The following is a 20,342-nucleotide window of genomic DNA, read 5'->3' as shown; positions in this document are numbered from 1 at the left end:
CGTTACCGAAGTCCTGAGCCTAACTCGTTGAAACCAAAAGGGTCCAGGCGAAGCACTACGCGCGCGCCTACGAGGACCACCGGGCGCCGCGCGGCGGGGCACGTTCGGATCGATCTCGGGCGAGCCCGCTCTCCGCAGGTACGTCAAGGTCACTGTCGGGGCAGCGGATGGCCCGGCGATCACGCGTCCTTCGCCCAGTCCTCCAGCGCATCGACGACCGCCCGGGTGATCGCTGTCGGGCGCTCCGCGGCCTCGGCAAGCGGGTCGTCGCGGCCGAGGCGGTCCGCCATGTCGCCGATCGTGAAGCCGTTCGCGCGGTCGAGGCGGGACAGCTCGTCCCAGGTGACGGGGACCGCCACCGGCGCGCCCTCGCGCGCCCGCAGCGCGTAGGGCGCGATCGCGGTCGCGCCGCGTTCGTTGCGCAGCCAGTCGACGAAGATGCGGCCCCTGCGCTTCTGCTTGGACATGGTCGCCGTGTAGCGTTCCGGCGCGCGCTCGGCGAGGATGTGGGCGAAGGTCTTGGCGAAGCCCTTGACCGTGTCCCAGGTCGCCTGCCGCTTCAGCGGCACCACCACGTGCACGCCCTTGCCGCCGGTGACCATCGCCCCGCACGGAAGCCCGATCCGCGCCAGGTGATCGCGCAGGTCCCGGGCCGCGTCGCGCACGGCGTCGAACCCGAGCCCCTCGTCGGGATCGAGGTCGAACACCATGCGGTCGGGCCGGTCGAGACGGTCGCGGCGCGCGCCCCAGACGTGGAATTCGAGCGTGCCCATCTGCACCGCCGCCAGGACCGAGTCCGGCCCCGAGAGATACATGTAATCCTCGGTGCCTCCGTCCTTCTCCTCGATGGGGACGGTGCGGAGCGCGGCGGGAAAACCCTTGCCCGCGTGTTTCTGAAAAAAGCAGTCGTCCCCGATCCCGCCCGGGCAACGCAGGAGCGACACGGGCCGCTGGGCGGCATGCCGCAGCAGCGCCTCGGCGACGCGGTCATAGTGCCGCGCCACCGCGCCCTTGGTGACGTTCGCGGTCGGGTAGACAACGCGGTCCGGATGCGAGATCGCGATGCCGCCGACCGTGTCCCCGCCGCCCTTGTCCTGGTGCGCCTCGCGTCCTGCACTCACGTCCGCTGCCTCCTTGTCCTCGCGCAAACCCTTGAACACGCCGTGGCGGATGCGGCCCTCGGCGGTGAACTCGGCATAGGCCACCTCGATCACGTGCTGCGGCGTCACCCAGCGCGCGCCGCGCGTCTCTGCGGGCAGGGGGCCGTCGAAGGGTGCGCCCTTCCGTTCCGAGGACGCGAGCACCGCCGACAGCGCCTCGAGGTCGTCCTGCGAAAAGCCCGATCCGACGCGGCCGCGATAGACGAACGTCCCGTTCTCGTGGCTGCCGACGAGGAGCGAGGCGAACGGCCGACCCGGCCTGTCGCTGTCCGACCAGCCGGCGACGACGAACTCGGCCCGCCGCACGCATTTCGACTTGATCCAGGCGCGCGACCGGCCGCCGCGATAGGGGGCATCCGCCCGCTTGGACACGAGCCCCTCGCCGCCCGCGGCGCAGACCGCCGCGAGCGCGTCGGCACCGTCGCCCGCGAGGACCGGGGAAAGGCGGATCGCGCCGCGCGGCGGAACCCCGGACAAAGCGCGTTCGAGCGCCTCGCGCCGGTCCGAGAGCGGCCGCGCGGTCATGTCCTCGCCGTCGAGATGCAGGCAGTCGAAGGCGTAGAAGGTCAGCGCGCCGCCGTCCCTGAGCGCAGCCTGCAGTGCCGAGAAATCGCCGCCGCCACCGCCCGCGATCACCTCGCCGTCGATGAGCGCCGCGTCGACGGCAAGCGCGTCGGCCGGACCCGTCAGCGCGGCGACGCGGTCGGTCCAGTCCTTGCCGTTCCGGCTGTGGAAGCGCACGCCGCCTTTTCCGATGGCAAGCAGCATCCGGTAGCCGTCGAACTTCGCCTCGTGCTGCCAGCCCGTTCCCTCGGGCGGCGCCTCCTCGAGCGTGGCGAGCTGCACCTTGCGGAACCGCGGCCGCGCGCCGCCGTGCGCGGGTGGGCGCGGTCCCTCCGTTCCGGCCGCGATCTCGCGCATGGTCCGGCCGGTGGTGACCGACCGCCGGTGCCGGTTCAGGAGCGCGTCGGCGGAGCGGCCGGCGCGGTCATCCTTCTCCTTCACCAGGAGCCAGTTCTCCCGTGCCTCGCCCTTGCGCCCCCGCATCCGGACAAGCGCCCATCCGCCGTCCATGCGGGCGCCATGCAGGCGGAAATGCAGCTTGCCCTCGGCCAGGCCGGTCTCGGGGTCGTGCAGCGGCTCCCAGTGACCCTGGTCCCACAGCATGACGGTGCCGCCGCCATATTCCGCCTCCGGGATCGTGCCCTCGAAATCGCCGTAGGCGACCGGGTGGTCCTCGGTGCGCACGGCGAGCCGCTTTTCCCGCGGGTCGGTCGACGGGCCCTTCGTCACCGCCCACGACCAGAGAACGCCGCCCCATTCGAGCCGGAAATCGTAGTGCAGGCGCTGCGCGTCGTGTTTCTGCACCACGAAAAGCGGTCGGTTGGCGCCGGCATCCACGATCTCGGCCACGGGCTCCGGCGTGACCGAGAAGTCCCGCTTGCCGCGATAGGCGTCGAGGGGGTTCACGACGCCTTCTTCCGGCTCGAGCCGGAACGCGACCCGGCGCCGGACCCGGACTTGCCCGCGGACTTGGCGGTGGAGGACGAGGATTTCGTCGACGACGCCTTCGTGCCCGATCCGGATTTCGATCCCGAGGAGGAGGAGGACCGCTTGCCCGACGACCGCGACCCGCGTCCTTCGTCGAGGCTCTTCTTCAGCGCGTCCATCAGGTCGACCACGTTCTCGCCGCCGCCGGTCTTGCCGTCGTCGTCCTTGGACGTGCGTGCGCGCGGCGTCTTGCGGTTGCGCGTCTTGCGGTCGATCAGGTCGCGCAGCGCCGAGGCGTAGTGGTCCTCGAAGGCCGAGGCGTCGAACGGTGCGGTCTTGCGCGCGATGAGCTGCGTCGCGACGTCGAGCAGTTCCTCGTCCACCTCCTCGTCCGCGATCTGCGAGAACAGCGGATCGGCGGAGCGGATGTCCTCCTCGTAGTGCAGCGTCTCGAGCAGGAGCCCGTCACCGCAGGGGCGGAGCGCGCAGAGATATTCCTTGCCGCGCATGGTCAGCTGCCCGAGCCCGACCTTGCGTTCCTTGCGCAACGCATCGCGCACGACCCGGTAGGCGTCCTGCGCCAGGTCGTCGGACGGCACGACGTAATAGGGCCGGTCGTACCACAGCGGCGCGATCTCGGTCGCCTCGACGAACTGCACCAGCTCCAGGGTCTTGCGCGTCTCGAGGCGGATCGCGTCGATCTCGTCGGGCTCGAGCAGGACGTAGTCGTCCTTGTCGGTCTCGTAGCCCTTCATGATGTCGCCGGTCTCGATCGGTCCGATGCCGTTCACCACCTTCTGGTAGTGGACGGGCTTGCCCGAGGGGCCGTGGATCTGGCGGAACGACACGCCGCTGCCGCGCGACTTTGCGGAATGGATCTCGACCGGGATCGAGACGAGGGACAGCCGGATCTGGCCGGTCCAGACGGGGCGAGAGGCCATGGGGCGGCTCCTTCGGGCGATGCGTCCGTTGATCCCGGAGAACGCCCGATGCGCCGATATGTTTCCGCCGGGGCAGCGCGGCCGCCTCCGGCGGGCCCCGTCTCAGGTGCGCAGCACCGCGAGGCTGTCCGCGTCCCAGCCGAGCCAGACCGGCGCATCGCCCACGCCCTGGCCGGTTGCCGTGTCCACGTAGGCCCGCAGCCGCGCGCCCGCGGCATCCGCGACCTCGAGGTCGACCGCCATGCGGCTGCCGAGGAAGGTCTTGGAGGTGACCCGCGCCTGCACGGCGTTGGCCGTGTCCGGCCGGTCGCCGAAGAAGCCGAGCCGCTCGAGCCTCAGGGACGCCGTGATCGGCTCGCCGGTCCGCGGGACCCCTGCCGGCGCGCGCCCGCGCAGGACGTGGCCGTTCCAGTCCATCACCACGCGGCCGTCCTCGACGCCGCGCATCTCGCCCGACAGGAGGTTCGTCTCGCCGATGAATTCCGCCACGAAGCGGCTCGCGGGATGGAAATACAGCTCTTCCGGAGTGCCGTCCTGTTCGATCCGGCCGTCCTTCATCACCACGATCCGGTCGGACATGGTCAGCGCCTCCTCCTGGTCGTGGGTGACGAAGAAGAAGGTCTTCTGCGTGCGGCGCTGGATCGACTTCAGCTCCTGCTGGACCTGTCCGCGCAGCTTCGCGTCGAGCGCGCCCAGGGGCTCGTCGAGCAGCAGGAGCGCCGGGTCGGGGGCGAGCGCGCGGGCGAGCGCCACGCGCTGGCGCTGGCCGCCCGACAGCTGGCCCGGGTAGCGGTCGGCGAAGCGGTCGAGCTCGAGAAAGGCCATGATCTCGTCCGCGCGTCGGACGATGTCGCCACGCCCCATGCCCTTGAGCTCGAGCCCGAAGGACACGTTCTGCCGCACGGTCATGTGCGGGAAGAGCGCGTAGTCCTGGAAGACCATGTTCACCGGCCGCTTCTCGGGGGGCAGGTGCGTCACGTCCTGCCCCCCGAGGATCACCCGACCCTCGTCGGGCCGTTCGAACCCGCCGAGCACGCGCAGCGTCGTCGACTTGCCGCAGCCCGAGGGGCCGAGGAATGTCACGAACTCGCCTTCAGCGATGTCGAGGTGGAGCGGGTGCAGCGCGACGGTCTTGCCGAAGCTCTTCTTCACGCCGTCGATGCGCACGAGCGGGGTGGTCATGTCAGGCTTCCTTGTTCGTGCGGCGGGTGAAGCGCTCGGCCCAGACGCCGACCACGGCGGTCAGGACCAGCGCGACCGTCGCGATGGCGTTGATCTCCGGCGACATCCCCGAGCGCAGCTTGGCGAAGATGAGGACCGGCAGGGTGGGTTCGTAGCCGCCGAGGAAGAACGAGCGCACGAAGTCGTCGAAGCTCAGCAGCAGGCAGAAGATGCTCGCGCCGATGATGGCGGGCACGAGGTAGGGCACGGTGATCCGCAGGAACGCGACGAAGGGGTCGGCGCCGAGGTCGCGGGCCGCCTCGATCTGGCTTTTCGGCAGGGTGGACAGGCGTGCCATGACCACCAGCACCACGAAGGGCACGTTGTGGACCGCGTGCGCCCAGACGATCGCACCCATGCCGGGTTCGATGCCGAGCGCGCGGGCGTAGATGCGGAACGCGATGGCCGAGATGATGCCGGGCACCAGCGCGGGCAGGATGGTCATGCCGAACATGGCCGCGCGGCCCCAGAACTTCCGTCCCTCGAGCACGACCGCGATCCAGGTGCCGACCACGACCGAGATGGCCGTGGACAGCACCGCGATCGCCACCGAATAGCCGAAGGTCGACAGGATCTCGGCATCCTCGAACACGCCGACATACCAGTCGAGCGTCCACGAGGTGATCGGAAAGCCGATGAACTTCGAATCCTTGAAGCCCATGAGCACCATGAGGATCAGCGGCACGAAGACGTAGAGGACGAACGCCCAGTAGATGCACGACATGAAGATGCGGGTCGATCGGGTCATGTCAGCTGTCCCCCTTCCGCAGCGCCTTCATCACCCGCTGGAAGGCAAAGGTGATGACCAGCGCGGCAAAGAACATGATGGTCGCGAAGGCCGCGCCGGTGGGCCATTCGTCGCCCGCCACGTGGAAGAAGCCGGCGATGGTCTCGGCAAAGACGGTGGTCGAGGGGCCGCCCAGCAGGACCGGCGTCGCGTAGAAGCCCGTCGAGATCAGGAAGACGAGCGTGCAGCCCGAGGAGATGCCCTCGAGCGTCATGGGCAGGGTCACCCGGCGAAACCGCGTCCAGGCCCCGGCGCCGAGGTCGGCGGCGGCCTCGTTCAGGCTCTTCGGCAGCTTCTCGAGGGCGGAATAGAGCGGCAGGAGCATGTAGAGGGCGGTCAGGTAGACGATGCCCGCGCCCATGGAAAAGCTCGTGTACATGAACGGGATCGGCCGGTCGATCAACCCGAGCGTGCGCAGCGCCAGGTTCACGGCGCCGGTGTTCCCGAGCAGGATCATGATCGCGTAGGTGCGCACGATCTCTCCCACCCAGAACGGGATGAGGAGGAGAAGAAGCATCAGCATCCGGTTCTTCGGGCTCACGTGACGCGCGAGGAAGTAGGCGACCGGATAGGTGATGATGAGCGTGCAGAAGGTGAAGACCGCCGCGAAGGTCAGCGTGCGGAAGAACGGCATCCAGAAGATGCTGTCGCCGAAGAACCGCAGGTAGTTGTCGAAGGTGAAGTTCTGCTCGGCGCCGACGGCGACGGGGTAGGCGTCGGTGAAGCTCACGCGCAGCATCTGCAGCATGGGCCCGAGATGCTGGGTCAGCACCCACAGGACCGGCAGCGCCGCGAGGAGCACGAACTGGCGGGTGGGCGAGGTGCCGATCAGCGCCATCAGCGCGCGATAGGGCGCCGAGGCAATCAGCCGGCCCCAGAAGACCGGGCTCCCGTCGCTTCCGGATACGGCGTCGCGCCGGCGGCCTGCGGCGGCCACGTCCTGGCTCATGTCGTTGCCTTTCGAAATGCTGCCGTGGTCGACCGGTCCGCGACGCGGGGGCGCGCGGACCGGCCGGTCACTCGGGGGCGGCTCAGGCGGCCTTGATGGCCTCCACCGCCGGGTCGACGAGGCCGTATTTCAGCTCGTTCGCCTCGGCGCGGAAGAACTGCAGGTTCGCCAGCTGCTCGTCGGGGAAGGACGTCGCCTTCCTCTCGAGGTCGTTGAGGTGCTGCGAGGCGTCCTTGTAGGTCGAGATGAAGCCCGACGCCCGGGTCATCGCCGCGCCGATCTCGGGCGAGGCCAGCACCGCGTCGATGAAGGTGTAGGCGTTGTCCATGTTCGGCGCGTTGTTGGCGATGTTGAACGTGTAGACGAAGCCGTAAGAACCCTCCTGCGGGATCGCCATGCCGAGCGGGAAGCCGTCGGTGATGAGCGCGGCCGCCGGCCCGTTCCACGAATGGCCGAGCACGATGTCCTGGTTCACGAACATCTGCTGCACCTCGGCGCCGCTGTCGTAGTACTTGCGCACGAGCGGCTTCTTCTCGATCAGGAACTGCTTGGCTTCCTCGACGATGCGCGCGGCGGTGTCGGGGTCGTCCAGGTATTCGACCATGTTGCCGTCATAGCCCATCATCAGCATCACGATCGACATCATGTCCTGGATGATGTAGGCGGTCTGGCCCGAATACTGCTCCGAGAACAGCGTGTCCCAGGTCTGCGCCTCCTCGGCGCTGACATAGTCGGTGTTGTAGGACAGGACCTCCATCCCCGACAGGATCGGCGCGCCCCACTTGTTGCCGCGCACCGTCGCCCAGTCGGATTCCGAGAAGGTCGGGTTGATGTTGCCCCAGTTCGTCAGCCGGTCGGTGTCGAGCGGCGCGAGCAGGTCGCTGTCGACGAACTGCAGGAACCGGTGGCCGGCGACGGTCATGATGTCGACGGTCGGGTTCGGCTGCTCGGCCGCGAGCAGGTTGAACTGCTTGCCCTGGTCGTCGACGAGGCGGACGTTCACCTTGATCCCGGTCTCGTCCTGGAACTGCTTCTGGAAATCCTCGGGAACGAAGTTGTTGTAGGTCCAGATGTTCACCTCGCCGCCCGACTGCGCATAGGCGCGGCGGAGATAGGCGGGGCTGGCAAGCGCGGCGCCGCCCAGGGCGGCGGTTCCGAGGAAGCGGCGGCGGTTGAAGATCGGTCTTCTGGTCATCTCGGGTCTCCTTGTCGGTCTCTTGTGTCGGTTGGTCCCGTATCGTTGTCAGGTCAGGACGCCGCGCTTGCGGGCGCCCCGTGAAGCAGGCCGGTACGGGCGGCCTGCCGCAGGTCGTCGAGGCTCGCCCGACCGAGGTCGAGCGCCGCCAGGAGGTCGTTCTCGGATCGGAAGTCGCGGCCATACATGGCCGAGAAGATGCGGATGCCCGCGTCGTGCAGGACGGCGGGCCGGCCGGTCAGCTCGCCCAGCGCCACCGTCAGCGCGAGACCGTAGGGCACGTCCTCGGTGACATAGCGGCTGTCGGCGGTGGCGGGGCCGGTCCCGCCGTTGCCGGCCGCGTGCATCTGCTGGTTCATCTCGGAGATCGAGGCCACGGGCACGTGGAAGGACAGGTGGAAATGCTCGAAGATCGTGCGTACCTCGAGCCCCAGGGCCTCGGCGATGGCGAGCCTTTCCGCGTCGAGCGCCTCGAGCAGGCGGCCCACGTTCGGGGTCACGTTCTGGCCCTGGCTCCAGGTCTCGCCCCGCTCCATCCGGGTCATGTTCGCCAGCGCGATGCCCATGTGGTTCTGCGGGTTGAGGTTCGACAGCGAGATCGCGAGAAGCCCGTCGCGGGTGCGGAACCGGTCGCCGAAGAGCCGGGTGCAGACCGCGAGCCCGCAATCGGCGCGCGCGTCCGGCACGGTGCAGAGGTCGACCTGGCTGCGCACGGTGTTCACCCGCACCTCGGTCGCCGAGGACTTGCGCCCGGTGACCGCGGTGGTGCCCCAGGCGGTGACCGGCAGGGTCACGCCCCGCGCGGCCAGGGCCTGAAGGAGGTAGATGGCGCCCAGCGAGGCATGCGAGGACACGATGACGTGCTGGCCGTTCCGCAGGTGCGGCACGAGCGCGTCCATCACCGCCTTGTGGCCATAGCCCGGCAGCGCGATCAGGATCGCGTCGTTCTCGGCGGCGAGCGTGGCGGCGCTGTCCGCGATGCGGGGCGCGAACTCGGCCTCGATGGCCCCGCTCGCGGTCAGCGGCGCACCTTCGGCCAGCGCCGCCGTGCCGGCGCTCGAGGGCGACCAGAGCATCGGGTCGTGTCCGTTCCGGTGAAGCAGGGCCGCGCTGCCGAACGCGATGGCGCCTGCGCCCGCGATGCCGATCCGTGACGTTCCGGTCCCGATGTCCATGATGTGCCGTTCTCTCCGTGTGTTCCGTTGTGTCAGTCGGTCTCGACCACCGGGTCGCCCAGCACGTGCATCAGCCGGTTCGCCCAGCCGAAGAGCGCCGCCGACAGGATGAGGTCGAGGATCTCGGTGTCGTCGAGGCCCGCATCGCGAAGGGCCTGCATGTCCGCCGCGCCGATCTCCGGCGGCGCCTTGGACAGCTTGAGCGCGAAGTCGAAGATCGCCCGGTCGCGGGGGCCGAGTTCGGCCTCCGCGCCGTTGAGGAACAGCGCGTCGGTCACCTCGGTCGACTTCTCGAGCTTCGCGTGCCGGTCGGCATGCACCGCCGCGCAGTAGATGCAGTGGTTGACCATGGAGGCGGCCAGTGCGCCCAGTTCGCGCTCGGACCGCGACAGCCCGCCCGGGTCGTACATGATCGCGTTGAAGAGCGGCGAGCGCACCTTCAGGCTTTCGACGTCGTGGGCGAGCGTCAGCACGTAGTCCGACACCTTGGTGTTCGACGGCGTCACCTGCAGCGCCTCGAGCTGCGCCGCGCTCGCCTCGTCGAGCTTCACCGGAACCACGCGGGGACGCCAGACGGGCACGGAGCGGGTGAACTTGCGGACGACCCTCGTCATGCCGAGTCTCCTGCCAGGAGCCGCAATCCCGCGATCAGGCGCACCTGATAGGCGAGAAAGGCGTTGAGTTCCGAAAGGCGCACGATGTCTGGATCGGACACGCCGGCGGCGCGCAGGTCGTCCACGTCTCCGGCCGAGACCGACGCGGTCTGCGCCGCGACCTTGTCGACGAAGTGCAGCACCTCGGCAAGCCCCTGTGCCGACCCGTCGGCCGAGGGATCGGCGAGCGGCGCCATGGCACCCGCGTGGGCGGCATAGTGGTCGGCGAGCGTCTCGTCGCCGTTCAGGCGGGCGACCCGTGCCGCGATCGCCGCGCGCAGGTCGTGCGGAAAGGCGCCCGTCTCGTTCGGGCGCAGGACCGAATCCTCGGCGGCCTGCGTCATCTCCATCACCTTTGCCCGCGCCTCGAGCGCGGCGCCGGACCCGACGCCCGAGATCTTGGTCGCCGTGCTCATGCCACACCCCGCGTGCGCGACGGCTCGGTCTCGAGCGGCTCGGGGGTCCATTCGTCGCCCTGCAGTTCGGGGGTGTCGTAGTCGAGCATGTCCTGCCAGTGCCTGCCCACGTCCTCGGAATAGAGCTTCGACGCCACCGCGCGGGCGAGCCATGCCGCCCCCTCCGACACGCCGGGGATGTCGCCCGACACCTTCCCGAGGCTCGCCGAGGCGCCGTAGTTGAAACAGTAGACGTTCGCGAGCCACGGTGCCGCGCCCGGCGCCCGCTCGCGGAAGGTGAAATCGGGCCCGAGATAGGGGAAATTCCCCAGTTCGCGCGATTCCTCGCCCGCAGGCGGGGTGTAGACGTGTTTCCAGAGCAGGATGTCGGCCGCGGTCTCGCCGAATTCCCGCCGCGACATGGGGTCGACGGTGAAGCCGGTGCCGAGGATAAGGAAATCCGTCTCGTGGCTCGTGCCGTCGGAGAACCCGATGCGCACCGCGTCGCCCGCGTCCTCGGTCGAGGCGACCGCCTTGCCGAAATGGAAATGCGCGTTGGGGTGCCGGCTGACCCGCTTGGTCGATCCGTGCGGCGGCGGCGTCTGGGTGGCAAAGGAATACTGCATGAAGCGCCAGCGCCATTCGTCTGGCAGGTCGGCGAAGCCCGCGGTGAAGCCGTAGCTGCCGATGCCCATCATCTTGTTGATCGTGGGCATCTCGGCGCGCCGCACAAGGTGGCGCACCTCGGCCGCGCCGGCCTCGAGCGCCTCGGCCGCGTTGTCGACCGCCGACGCGCCGACGCCCACCACCGCCACCCGCTTGCCGCGCAGCGCGGCAAAGTCGATGTCGTCCGAGCTGTGCGCCCAGAGGCGCCGCGGCAGCCCCTCGACGAAGCCCGGGATGTTCGGCTCCCCGGTGCCGTCGCGGCCGGTGGCGAAGACGAGCTTGCGGCAGAGGATGCTGTCCTCACCCGCACCCGACAGGTGCAGCCGCAGGAGATCGCCCTCGGGTGCGACGCGGTCGACGCTGACGCCGTTCTCGGTCGGGATCCCCAGCACGTCGCGGTACCAGCGCAGGTACTCCATCCACATGGGCCGCGGGATCTTGTCGAGCTCCTCCCACGCCGCGGCGCCGAACTGCGCGCGAAACCACGCCTGGAAGGTCAGCGTGCCGAGCCCGAAGGCCGGACCGGTCAGCTGCTTGGGCGAGCGCAGCGTCTCCATCCGGGCATAGGTCAGCCACGGACCCTCGAAGCCCTCCCGGTTGCGGTCGAGCACGCGGACGCTGCGGATCCCGGCCATGGTCAGACCGAGCCAGGCCACCATCCCGCACATGCCGCCGCCGATCACCACGACGTCGGTGACGCCGTCGCGGCGCGGCACCCAATCCTTGCCGGGATAGCAGAGATAGGCCAGTTCCTCGTGCAGCCGTGCGCCGAGTTCGGGCAGGCCGCGCTGGTCGATCGGTCGGTCTGTCATCGTTTGCATGCAAACTATCCTAAAGGCATTTCCGGTGGGGTCCAGCGTCAGGCGCCGTCGGGGCGCCAGCGCGGGTGCAGGTCGTCGATGCGGTAGGCGTGGACATGGTCCCGCGCGCCATGTTCGCGCAGGTGCGGATGATCCGCGGGCAGGTCCGGATGGCTGTGCGCCCGTTCGAGGCGGTCGTCCGCGGGCCAGACAAGCGCGGCGAGAAGCGCCACGGCCACGGCGCCCGCCGACAGCAGGCCGAGCGCGGTGGCGAGCGGCAGCGCCGACCCGAGCCAGCCTGCCAGGGGATAGGCCAGGAGCCAGCCCGCATGGCTGAGCGAGAACTGCGCGGCAAAGACGGCCGGGCGGTCGCTGCGGGCGGCCGAGCGCGTGATGACCAGCCCTCCGGGCGTCAGCACCGCCGAGGACGCCGCGCCGAAGGCGAACCAGACGGGCAGCAGCGCGGGCAGGGTGGGCGGCAGCGGCACGGTCGCCAGCACGGCACCGGTCGCGGCGAAGGCGAGGACGCCGCCCAGCATCACGTCGCGCTCGCCCGACCGCGCCACGAGCCGCGGCACCGCGAAGGCGGCGAGCGCGGCACCGACGCCGTACGCGGCCATCAGCACGGGATAGGACCCCTCGGCGTCGCCCAGCACCTGGCCGGCGAAGACGACGGTGTTCACGAGCACCCACGCCATCGCCAGCGACAGCGCGAGGTTGAGCAGGAAGAGACCGCGCAGCCGCGGCGTGCGGTGGTAGATCCAGAGCCCCCGCAGGGCCCGGCGCAGGAACGGCCCCTTGCGCGCGCCCTCGCCATGCGGCGGCACCCGCGTCGCCCGGAGCGCCGCGACCGATCCGACGAAGGCCAGCGCGGCCAGCAGGAACAGCTGCGACGGGGCGATCAGGCTGAGCGCGGCGGCGGCGATGACGGGGCTCGATACCGATTCCAGCGTGTAGGCGACGCGCGACCAGGCGAGCCCGCGGGCATAGCTGTCGTCGTCCGGCAGGAGGTCCGGGATGACCGACTGGAAGAGCGGGGTGAAGCCGGCCGAGAGCGCGAAGAACACGAAGGCGAGAAGCCCGAGCTGCCAGGTCGTCGTCGCGAAGGCCATGGGCACGAGCAGCGCCATCCGCCCGAGGTCGAGCCCGATCATCACCCGCTTGCGCGGACGCCCGGCAAAGAACGTCTCGGCGAGCGGCGCGAGGCCCACATAGGCCACCATCTTGAGCGCCAGGATCAGCCCGAGGATTCGCCCCGCCGCCGCGTCCCCGCCGATCCGCCAGGCCGCGAGCGACAACGCCACGGTCAGGAGCCCCACCGCCACCAGCGAGCAGACCTGCGCGGCGAAGAGCGTGCGGAACGACGGGTTGGCGAGGGGGCCTGTCACGATGCGAGACTCTTTCGGAGGGCATCGCGCGGCGTGAACCGCGCGGTGGAGGGATCGACACGGTAATCTGCCGTGTACTGTGCCGCCTCGCGGGCCAGATTGTCCACCGCCTGCACGATCAGGTCCGCCTTGTCGTCGGTCATCAGCGCCGAGAGGTTGAGGCGCACCCAGCCCGGCTTTTCCGTCTCCTCGCCGCGGGCGAGCGCGGCGAAGGTCGCGTCGGAGGCCGCGCGGTCGAGCCCGAGCAGCCGGTGCGCGTAGGATCCCGCGCAGGCGCAGCCGCCGCGGGCCTGGATGCCGTGCACGTCGCTCAGGAGGCGGGTGAAGAACTGGTGATGGATCAGCCCTCCGCGCCCGTCCCGCACCCGGAACGAGAAGATCGGCAGCGCCTCGGCCGCGCGGTTGCCCAGGAGCTCGATCCGGTCGTTCCGCGACCAGACGGCGCGGGCGCGCTCGCGCAGGACGGCCTGGCGCGCGGCCAGCCAGTCGTGCCCGAGCGCATCCTTGACCATGACCGCCAGCGCCGCGCGGATGTCGCCGATGACGTTCGGCGTGCCGCCTTCCTCGCGCGCGGCGAGATCGTCGGAATAGGTGTGCCCCCAGGGTGAGACGAAGCTGACCGTGCCGCCGCCCGGCAGCGTGGGGATGCGGGTGCGCGCGATGGCGTCGCGCACCACCATGATCCCGCTCGACCCCGGCCCGCCCGGGAACTTGTGCGGAGAGAACACGATGGCGTCCTTGGCGGCGTCGGTGCCGTCCTTCATGTCCATGGGCAGGTAGGGGCCGCCGCCGCCATAATCCCAGATCGCGACGGCGCCGTGGCGTCGCAGGATCCGCGTGACCGCGTCGGTGTCGGTGACGATGCCGGTCACGTTCGAGGCGGCCGAGAACGCGCCGACGACGAGGTCGGCGCCAGCCGTCCCGGCAAGCGCGGTCTCGAGCAGGGCCAGGTCCGGCCCGCCGGTCGCGCCCTCCGCGATCTCGACGACGTCCGCGCCGCTCTCGCGCCAGGGCAGGATGTTCGAATGGTGCTCGTAGGGGCCGATCAGCACGACGGCGCGCCCGCCGCCGCGGACGATCCCCGCGATGTCGAGCAGCCCGGTGAGCCGGTTGATGCCCGCCGTCGATCCCGACCCGGTGAAGACGACGCTGGTGCCGGGACCGGCGCCGACGCTCCGGGCGATCGCGGCGCGGGCCGCCTCGCGCAGCTGCGTGGAATAGGCGCCGCAGAACGACGCCTGCGTGTGGGTGTTGGCGTAGTAGGGCAGGACGCGGTCGCGCACGAAATCCTCGACCTGCGTCAGCGCGCGGCCCGAGGCCACGTAGTCGGCGTAGATCAGGGGCTTCGGGCCGAACGGGCCGTCCACGGTCGCGCTCTCGCCGATCAGCCCCGCGCGGAGCCGGGCGGGCAGTCCCGGTCCTGCGAGGGTCTGGGCGAAATCGTCGAGCGGTGACATGAGGGGTCTCCGGCTGTGGCTTTCCGTCAGGCTGACACTTCCGACCGAGATCTGTTCACAGGATTTCACCCTTGCATGCGGCATTTTGGGTCATATGATCGTCATATGGCGCATACGTTCGATCACATCGACCTTCGGATCCTCGAAGAGCTGCAGCGCGACGCGAGCCAGTCGCAGCGCGCGCTTGCCGACCGGATCGGCATGTCCCAGAACGCCTGCTGGCGGCGGCTCAAGGCGCTCGAGGCGTCGGGCGTCATCCTCGGGCGCACGGTGACCATCGACCGCGCGCGGCTCGGCGCCGGGCTCGTGGTGTTCGTGATGGTCAAGACCCGGCACCATTCGGCGCGCTGGCTCGCGCAGTTCCGCAGGCACGTGTCGACGATTCCGGACGTCATCGACTTCTTCCGGATCGGCGGCGAATACGACTACCTGCTCAAGATCATCACCCGCGACATGGCGAGCTACGACGAGGTCTACAAGCGCCTGATCGCCGAGGTCGAGCTCGAGACGGTCACGTCCTTCTTCGCCATGGAGGCGATCGAGGAGCAGCGCCCAATCCCGCTGGCCTGAGGCCTAGGCCCGCAGCCCGCGGCGCGAGGTGCGGCGCACCGCCGCCATCCGGCGCGCGAGGGCCACGATGAACAGGGCCGTCATGATCAGCACGATCGTCGGTGCCGGCGCGCTGTCGAGGAAGAAGCTCGCGTAGACCCCGGTCAGCATCGAGAAGAGGCACACGGCGACCGACACCGCCAGCATCCGGCCAAAGCTGCGGACCGTCAGGAACGCCACGGCGCCGGGCGCGATCAGGAGCCCCACGGCCAGGATCAGCCCGGTCGCCGTAAGCGTCGCGACCACGGTCAGCGACAGGAGCGCGAGCAGCCCGTAATGCAGCCAGCCGGTGCGCAGCCCGCTCGCCTGCGCCTGCGCCGGATCGAAGGCGTGCAGCAGGAAATCCTTCCATTTCAGCAGCAGCACCGCTGCCACGACGAGGCTGATCGTGCCGGCGGTCCAGAGGTCCTGCGCGCCCACGCCCAGCATGTTGCCGAAGAGCACGTGGTCGAGATGCTCGTTGGTGTGCACCGAGGTGTAGAGGATGATCCCGAGCCCGAACATGCCCGAGAACACGACCCCCATCACGGTGTCCTGCTTGACCCGGCCGTTCTCGCTGAGCCAGCCCGTGGCGACCGCGCAGGCCATCCCGGCGGCGAAGGCACCGACGATCAGCGGGATGCCGGTGATCCAGGCCAGGACGATGCCGGGCAGGACCGCGTGGCTGATCGCGTCGCCCATGAGCGCCCAGCCCTTGAGCACGAGGAAACAGGACAGGAGCGCCGTCGGGACCGCGACGATGGCCGCGATGAGGAACGCGTTCTGCATGAACGGGAACTGGAACGGCAGGAGCAGGGTGTCGGCGCTCATTCCGCGGGCTCCCGACGCTCCGCCCGTCGCGGTGCGATGGCGGCTGCGGCACGGCTGCGCGCGGCGAGGACGCCGTGCTTCGGCGCGAGAAGGAAGGCCGCGAGGAAGACCGCGGTCTGCAGCGTGACGATCACGCCGCCGGTCGCGCCGTCGAGAAAGTAGCTGGCATAGGCGCCGACAAAGCTCGTCGTCGCGCCGATGGCCACGGAGACGGCGATGAGCCGCCCGAACCGGTCGCAGAGCAGGTAGGCCGTCGCACCGGGCGTCACCACCATGGCGATCACGAGGAAGGCGCCCACCGTCTGCATCGCCGCCACCACCGCCGCGGACAGGAGCACGAAGAACATCGCCTTCAGCAGCCCCGGCCGGAGCCCGATCGACCGCGCGTGCGTCTCGTCGAAGAAGGTGACCATGAGATCCTTCCACTTGAGAAGGAGCAGCGTCAGCGACACCGTACCGATCAGCACCAGCTGCAGGGTATCGCCGGGCGTGATGGCGAGGATGTTGCCCATGGTGATGGTCTGCACCGAAACCGCCGTCGGGTTGAGCGAGACCATGAAGAGGCCGAGCCCGAAGAACGACGTGAAGATGAGCCCGATCACCACGTCGACCTTGAGCCCCGAACGTTCGCTGAGGAACAGCATCGCCCCGGCGGCAAGGCCCCCGGCGACGAAGGCCCCGAGCGCGAAGGGCAGGCCCAGCATGTAGGCGCCGGCGACGCCCGGCACGACCGAATGGGACAGCGCGTCGCCGATCAGGCTCCAGCCCTTGAGCATGAGGTAGGCGGACAGGAACGCGCAGAGCGCGCCCACCATCGCGGACACCCACATGGCGTTCGTCATGTAGCCGTAGGCGAAGGGTTCGAGCAGGACGCTCATTCGGGGCCGCCCTTGGTGCGGGTGCGGTCCCCGTAATGCACGAAGGGACGTTCGTCGTCGGTCAGGATGGTGAGCGCCCGCCCGTCGTCGGCGTGGTCCTCGTGCAGTTCGGAGCCGCCCAGCGTGAAGTGGCGCAGCACCCCGCCGAAGGCGCGTTCGAGGTTCGCCCGGGTGAAGGTGGTTTCGGTCGGCCCGTAGGCCAGCACCGTGCCCTTGACCAGCACGGTCCGGTCGCAGAATTCCGGCACGGAGCCCAGGTTGTGGGTCGAGACCAGCATCACCCGGCCCTCGTCGCGCAGCTCGCGCAGGAGCGCCACGATCTGGTCCTCGGTCTGCACGTCGACCCCGGTGAAGGGCTCGTCGAGGAGGATGACGCGCCCGTCCTGCGCCAAGGCCCGCGCAAGGAACACGCGCTTGCGCTGCCCGCCGGACAGCTCGCCGATCTGGCGGGTGCGGAAAGCGCCCATCCCCACCCGGTCGAGCGCCTGCGTCACCGCCGCGCGGTCGGACGCGGAGGGCCGGCGCAGGAATCCCATATGGCCGTAGCGTCCCATCATCACCACGTCCTCGACCAGCACCGGAAAGGCCCAGTCGACCTCCTCGGCCTGGGGCACGTAGGCCACGAGGTTCTCGCGCAGGGCCTGCCTGACGGTCCGCCCGAGCAGGCGGATGTCGCCCGCCGCCACCGGCAGGAAGCCCATGATCGCCTTGAAGAGCGTGGACTTGCCCGCGCCGTTCACGCCCACGAGCGCCGTCACCGTGCCGCGCGGCACCTCGAAGCTGGCGCGGTCGAGCGCGGTGTGGCCGTTGCGATAGGTGACCGTGAGGTCCCGCGCGAGGATGCCGCCCGCGGGTCCGTCCGCGGCGATCCGGGTCTCCATCTCTGCGCTCGTGTCGAGCATCGTGTCTCCTTGCGGCGCTGTCCCGGCAGATAGCGCCGGCCTGGCGCGCGGACAGGCGGCGGGCTCAGTTGGTCGCGGGGGCGAGGCCGTCGGCCACGGTCTGCGAGGTCACCCGCAGAAGGTCGAGATAGGTCGGCACCGGCCCGTCGGGTTCGGACAGCGAATCGACGTAGAGGACGCCGCCGAACCGGGCGCCGGTCTCGCGCGCCACCTGCTCGGCGGGACGCGAGCTGACGGTGCTTTCGCAGAAGACGACGGGGATGTCGTTCTCGCGCACGCCGTCGATCACCGCGCGCACCTGCTGGGGCGTGCCGGTCTGGTCGGCGTTCATCGGCCAGAGATAGAGCTCCTTCAGCCCGAAATCGCGGGCGAGGTACGAGAACGCGCCCTCGCAGGTGACGAGCCAGCGATCCTCTTCCGGGATCGCCGCGATGCGGTCGCGCAGCGGTCCGATCGTGTCGCGGATGGATGCCTTGTAGGCTTCGGCGTTGGCCCGGTAGGCGGCGGCGTTGTCGGGATCGTGTTCGGCCAGCGCGGCGGCGATGTTGTCGACGTAGATCATGGCGTTGTCGAGGCCCATCCAGGCATGGGGGTTCGACTGGCCCTCGTAGGCGCCCTCGGCGATCGGGATGGGGTCGATCCCGTCGGTCAGCGTCACCGACGGCACGTCCCCGAGATTCGACAGGAACTGCTCGAACCAGAGCTCGAGGTTGAGCCCGTTCCAGAGGACGAGGTCCGCGTCCTGCGCGCCGACGAGGTCGCGCGGCGTGGGAGCGTAGCCGTGGATCTCGGCGCCGGGCCGCGTCACCGACACGACCTCGGCGGCGTCGCCCGCGACGTTGCGCGCCATGTCGGCCAGTACGGTGAAGGTGGTCACGACCTTGAGCGGCTCCGCCTCCTGCCCGGGCGCCGCGGCCGCGGCCGCGAGCGCCATGCTGATGGCGGCGCACATCGTTCTGGCGGGTCGTCGCATCGGGATCTCCGTTCCGGGAAGCGCGGTCGCCTTTTGCTAATGCAAGTCGTTCTCAAAAGTCAACGGCACGACAGCGTGAGGTCCGGCGCCGGGGCGGTCCTATTCCGCTGCGGGTTTCAGCCGCGCGACGAGATGGTGGAACTTCTCGCCCTGCACGGCGACATGCGCGCGCATGACCTCACCGGCTTCGACGCCGTCGCCGGCGCGGATCGCAGCGACGACGGCCTCGTGTTCGGCCATGGACTGCGACAGGCGGCCGCGCAGGCGCAGCTGCATGCGCCGGAACGGCCGGAGGCGGCGTTGCAGGCGCAGGCATTCCTGTTCGAGGAACGGGTTCGCCGCGTTGCGGTAGAGCATCTGGTGAAAGAGCTCGTTCTCGAGGAAGTACGTCTCGATGTCGCGGTCGGCCACGGCCGTGCTGCACCGGCCATTGACGGCGTCGAGTTCGGCCAGCGCGTCCTCGGTGATGCGCTGTGCGGCGAAGCGGGCGCAGGAAGCCTCGAGCTCGGCCATGACCTCGAACATGTTCATCAGCTCGACGGGGCCGGGGTGGTGCACGAACACCCCGCGCCGCGGCAGCTGGTCCACGAGGCCCGACAGCGCCAGCCGCTGCAGCGCCTCGCGGATGGGGGTGCGCGACACCGAGAAGCGCGCGGCAAGCTGCGTCTCGTCCAGCCGTTCGCCGTCGGCGAAGGAGCCGTCGAAGATCAGTTCCTCGATCTGGTCGGCGATGATGTCGGCGCGCTTGCGTTCCATGTGCCCCGATTACCATGGTGCGTCTTTGCGCGCAATCATGCCCATCTTGTATACAAAAACATTGACGATGGATGCATCCGTTGCGACAACTCTGCGATGAGCGGCCGACTCGCGGTCGCCGAAGGGAGGAGACCACCATGAAGATTCACCTGACGCTGGGCGCCGCGGCGCTCGCCGCGACCGGCATGTCGGCCGAGGCCGCGGACCTGCGCCTGTCGCACCAGTGGTCCGACAACGACGTGCGCCACAAGGTCGCGCAGATCGTGGCGGACGAGGTCGCGGCGGCGGATGTCGACCTCGACATCCGTATCTTCCCGACGGAATCGCTGTTCAAGGCGCGCGAGCAGTACACGCCGCTCTCGCGCGGGCAGCTCGACATGACCGTGCTGCCCCTGTCCTACGCGGGCGGCCAGCAGCCCGCCTACAACCTGACCCTGATGCCCGGTCTCGTGAAGAACCACGACCACGCGGCACGGCTGAACGACAGTCCGTTCATGGACGCCATCGAGCAGAAGATGGCGGAGGACGACGTCATGGTGCTGGTGCACGGCTATCTCGCCGGCGGCTTCGCCGCGACCGACGGCTGCATCACCAAGCCCGAGGACATGGCCGGCCTCCAGACCCGCGCGGCGGGCAAGTCGTTCGAGCAGATGCTGGCGGGCGCGGGCGCGTCCATCGCCTCCATGGCCTCGTCCGAGATCTACTCGGCGATGCAGTCGGGCGTGCTCGACGCGGTGAACACGTCCTCGTCGTCCTTCGTCAGCTACCGCATCTACGAGCAGGTCGCGTGCTACACGCCGCCGGGCGACTACGCGCTGTGGTTCATGTACCAGCCGCTGCTCATGAACAAGTCGACCTTCGACGGGCTCGACGAGGCGCAGCAGCAGGCGCTCATGGCCGCCGCCGAGAAGGCGCAGGCCTTCTACCTCAAGGAAGCCAAGAAGGAGGATGCCGAGAGCCGCCGCGTCTTTTCCGAGGCCGGGGTCGAGATCGCCGACATGACCGCCGAGGACTTCGCCGCTTGGCAGGAACTGGCCAAGGAGACATCCTACAAGGCCTTCGTGGAGGAGACGCCGGGCGGGCAGGAACTGCTCGACATGGCGCTTTCGGTGGAATGACCACCGGCGGGGGCGGCC

19 protein-coding genes are annotated in these 20,342 nt (G+C 69.6%); 2 read left to right on the top strand and 17 right to left on the bottom strand.

Annotated elements, in window-relative coordinates; genetic code table 11:
- Window positions 1-179 precede the first annotated feature (179 nt).
- The 12 genes from ligD to RISW2_RS16710 all read right to left on the bottom strand — a co-directional run bounded on the left by ligD (window position 180) and on the right by RISW2_RS16710 (window position 14,278).
- On the bottom strand, window positions 180-2,630 hold the full coding sequence (ligD, locus tag RISW2_RS16765; protein ID WP_043773365.1) for a DNA ligase D: 2,451 nt from the start codon (window positions 2,628-2,630) through the stop codon (window positions 180-182).
- Entirely contained in the window at window positions 2,627-3,592 is a 966-nt protein-coding gene (gene ku, locus RISW2_RS16760) for a non-homologous end joining protein Ku (RefSeq protein ID WP_043773363.1), read from the bottom strand. Before ku ends, ligD begins: the two co-directional genes overlap by 4 nt.
- 102 nt (window positions 3,593-3,694) lie before the next feature.
- Window positions 3,695-4,774, bottom strand: coding sequence for an ABC transporter ATP-binding protein (locus RISW2_RS16755; RefSeq protein ID WP_043773361.1), 1,080 nt, complete (start codon window positions 4,772-4,774; stop codon window positions 3,695-3,697).
- Window position 4,775: 1 nt separating this feature from the next.
- Window positions 4,776-5,561 (bottom strand): ABC transporter permease, encoded by a 786-nt coding sequence (locus RISW2_RS16750; protein WP_043773359.1) that lies wholly within the window; start codon window positions 5,559-5,561, stop codon window positions 4,776-4,778.
- Between the two features lies 1 nt (window position 5,562).
- Complete coding sequence (locus tag RISW2_RS16745; protein ID WP_043773358.1) at window positions 5,563-6,549, bottom strand: ABC transporter permease; 987 nt, start codon at window positions 6,547-6,549, stop codon at window positions 5,563-5,565.
- An 82-nt stretch (window positions 6,550-6,631) separates the two neighbouring features.
- The gene (locus RISW2_RS16740) at window positions 6,632-7,744 is read right to left on the bottom strand and encodes an ABC transporter substrate-binding protein (RefSeq protein WP_043773356.1); all 1,113 of its coding nucleotides are present in this window, start codon (window positions 7,742-7,744) and stop codon (window positions 6,632-6,634) included.
- 53 nt (window positions 7,745-7,797) lie between these two features.
- Complete coding sequence (locus RISW2_RS16735) at window positions 7,798-8,919, bottom strand: NAD/NADP octopine/nopaline dehydrogenase family protein (RefSeq protein ID WP_043773354.1); 1,122 nt, start codon at window positions 8,917-8,919, stop codon at window positions 7,798-7,800.
- A 32-nt stretch (window positions 8,920-8,951) separates the two neighbouring features.
- Entirely contained in the window at window positions 8,952-9,533 is a 582-nt protein-coding gene (locus tag RISW2_RS16730) for a peroxidase-related enzyme (protein WP_043773352.1), read from the bottom strand.
- On the bottom strand, window positions 9,530-9,988 hold the full coding sequence (locus RISW2_RS16725; protein ID WP_043773351.1) for a hypothetical protein: 459 nt from the start codon (window positions 9,986-9,988) through the stop codon (window positions 9,530-9,532). The genes RISW2_RS16730 and RISW2_RS16725 overlap by 4 nt, the downstream gene beginning before the upstream one ends.
- Window positions 9,985-11,454, bottom strand: coding sequence for an NAD(P)-binding domain-containing protein (locus tag RISW2_RS16720; RefSeq protein WP_043773349.1), 1,470 nt, complete (start codon window positions 11,452-11,454; stop codon window positions 9,985-9,987). The genes RISW2_RS16725 and RISW2_RS16720 overlap by 4 nt, the downstream gene beginning before the upstream one ends.
- Before the next feature lie 38 nt (window positions 11,455-11,492).
- Entirely contained in the window at window positions 11,493-12,821 is a 1,329-nt protein-coding gene (locus RISW2_RS16715; protein WP_043773347.1) for an MFS transporter, read from the bottom strand.
- A complete protein-coding gene (locus RISW2_RS16710; protein WP_043773345.1) occupies window positions 12,818-14,278 on the bottom strand; it encodes an aminotransferase class V-fold PLP-dependent enzyme in 1,461 nt (486 codons plus the stop codon). Before RISW2_RS16710 ends, RISW2_RS16715 begins: the two co-directional genes overlap by 4 nt.
- A gap of 105 nt (window positions 14,279-14,383) precedes the next feature.
- On the opposite strand from RISW2_RS16710, the gene RISW2_RS16705 reads away from it, so the two are divergent.
- Window positions 14,384-14,848 (top strand): Lrp/AsnC family transcriptional regulator, encoded by a 465-nt coding sequence (locus tag RISW2_RS16705; protein ID WP_043773343.1) that lies wholly within the window; start codon window positions 14,384-14,386, stop codon window positions 14,846-14,848.
- A gap of 3 nt (window positions 14,849-14,851) precedes the next feature.
- Here RISW2_RS16705 and RISW2_RS16700 read toward each other — a convergent pair whose 3' ends face one another.
- From RISW2_RS16700 to RISW2_RS16680, 5 genes are all read right to left on the bottom strand, one after another.
- Entirely contained in the window at window positions 14,852-15,697 is an 846-nt protein-coding gene (locus RISW2_RS16700; RefSeq protein ID WP_043773341.1) for a metal ABC transporter permease, read from the bottom strand.
- Complete coding sequence (locus tag RISW2_RS16695; protein ID WP_043773339.1) at window positions 15,694-16,575, bottom strand: metal ABC transporter permease; 882 nt, start codon at window positions 16,573-16,575, stop codon at window positions 15,694-15,696. The genes RISW2_RS16700 and RISW2_RS16695 overlap by 4 nt, the downstream gene beginning before the upstream one ends.
- On the bottom strand, window positions 16,572-17,477 hold the full coding sequence (locus tag RISW2_RS16690; protein ID WP_084615451.1) for a manganese/iron ABC transporter ATP-binding protein: 906 nt from the start codon (window positions 17,475-17,477) through the stop codon (window positions 16,572-16,574). The genes RISW2_RS16695 and RISW2_RS16690 overlap by 4 nt, the downstream gene beginning before the upstream one ends.
- 64 nt (window positions 17,478-17,541) lie before the next feature.
- Complete coding sequence (locus RISW2_RS16685) at window positions 17,542-18,450, bottom strand: metal ABC transporter substrate-binding protein (RefSeq protein ID WP_043773337.1); 909 nt, start codon at window positions 18,448-18,450, stop codon at window positions 17,542-17,544.
- Between the two features lie 99 nt (window positions 18,451-18,549).
- A complete protein-coding gene (locus RISW2_RS16680) occupies window positions 18,550-19,206 on the bottom strand; it encodes a GntR family transcriptional regulator (RefSeq protein ID WP_043773335.1) in 657 nt (218 codons plus the stop codon).
- 137 nt (window positions 19,207-19,343) lie between these two features.
- On the opposite strand from RISW2_RS16680, the gene dctP reads away from it, so the two are divergent.
- Window positions 19,344-20,324 (top strand): TRAP transporter substrate-binding protein DctP, encoded by a 981-nt coding sequence (gene dctP, locus RISW2_RS16675; protein ID WP_043773333.1) that lies wholly within the window; start codon window positions 19,344-19,346, stop codon window positions 20,322-20,324.
- Window positions 20,325-20,342: the final 18 nt, after the last annotated feature.

This window comes from Roseivivax isoporae LMG 25204 (assembly GCF_000521865.1).
GTDB classification, from domain to species: domain Bacteria; phylum Pseudomonadota; class Alphaproteobacteria; order Rhodobacterales; family Rhodobacteraceae; genus Roseivivax; species Roseivivax isoporae.
This window is presented reverse-complemented; position numbering and strand designations above follow the sequence as displayed.

What these genes read in the sequence shown, in the direction of transcription:
- RISW2_RS16755 (WP_043773361.1), bottom strand. Translation starts at nt 4,774, where the DNA reads ATGACCACCCCGCTCGTGCGCATCGACGGCGTGAAGAAGAGCTTCGGC.
- RISW2_RS16680 (WP_043773335.1), bottom strand. Translation starts at nt 19,206, where the DNA reads ATGGAACGCAAGCGCGCCGACATCATCGCCGACCAGATCGAGGAACTG.
- RISW2_RS16710 (WP_043773345.1), bottom strand. Translation starts at nt 14,278, where the DNA reads ATGTCACCGCTCGACGATTTCGCCCAGACCCTCGCAGGACCGGGACTG.
- RISW2_RS16745 (WP_043773358.1), bottom strand. Translation starts at nt 6,549, where the DNA reads ATGAGCCAGGACGTGGCCGCCGCAGGCCGCCGGCGCGACGCCGTATCC.
- RISW2_RS16685 (WP_043773337.1), bottom strand. Translation starts at nt 18,450, where the DNA reads ATGCGACGACCCGCCAGAACGATGTGCGCCGCCATCAGCATGGCGCTC.
- RISW2_RS16725 (WP_043773351.1), bottom strand. Translation starts at nt 9,988, where the DNA reads ATGAGCACGGCGACCAAGATCTCGGGCGTCGGGTCCGGCGCCGCGCTC.
- RISW2_RS16750 (WP_043773359.1), bottom strand. Translation starts at nt 5,561, where the DNA reads ATGACCCGATCGACCCGCATCTTCATGTCGTGCATCTACTGGGCGTTC.
- RISW2_RS16740 (WP_043773356.1), bottom strand. Translation starts at nt 7,744, where the DNA reads ATGACCAGAAGACCGATCTTCAACCGCCGCCGCTTCCTCGGAACCGCC.
- RISW2_RS16690 (WP_084615451.1), bottom strand. Translation starts at nt 17,477, where the DNA reads ATGCTCGACACGAGCGCAGAGATGGAGACCCGGATCGCCGCGGACGGA.
- RISW2_RS16705 (WP_043773343.1), top strand. Translation starts at nt 14,384, where the DNA reads ATGGCGCATACGTTCGATCACATCGACCTTCGGATCCTCGAAGAGCTG.
- RISW2_RS16730 (WP_043773352.1), bottom strand. Translation starts at nt 9,533, where the DNA reads ATGACGAGGGTCGTCCGCAAGTTCACCCGCTCCGTGCCCGTCTGGCGT.
- RISW2_RS16700 (WP_043773341.1), bottom strand. Translation starts at nt 15,697, where the DNA reads ATGAGCGCCGACACCCTGCTCCTGCCGTTCCAGTTCCCGTTCATGCAG.
- RISW2_RS16695 (WP_043773339.1), bottom strand. Translation starts at nt 16,575, where the DNA reads ATGAGCGTCCTGCTCGAACCCTTCGCCTACGGCTACATGACGAACGCC.
- dctP (WP_043773333.1), top strand. Translation starts at nt 19,344, where the DNA reads ATGAAGATTCACCTGACGCTGGGCGCCGCGGCGCTCGCCGCGACCGGC.
- RISW2_RS16735 (WP_043773354.1), bottom strand. Translation starts at nt 8,919, where the DNA reads ATGGACATCGGGACCGGAACGTCACGGATCGGCATCGCGGGCGCAGGC.
- ku (WP_043773363.1), bottom strand. Translation starts at nt 3,592, where the DNA reads ATGGCCTCTCGCCCCGTCTGGACCGGCCAGATCCGGCTGTCCCTCGTC.
- RISW2_RS16720 (WP_043773349.1), bottom strand. Translation starts at nt 11,454, where the DNA reads ATGCAAACGATGACAGACCGACCGATCGACCAGCGCGGCCTGCCCGAA.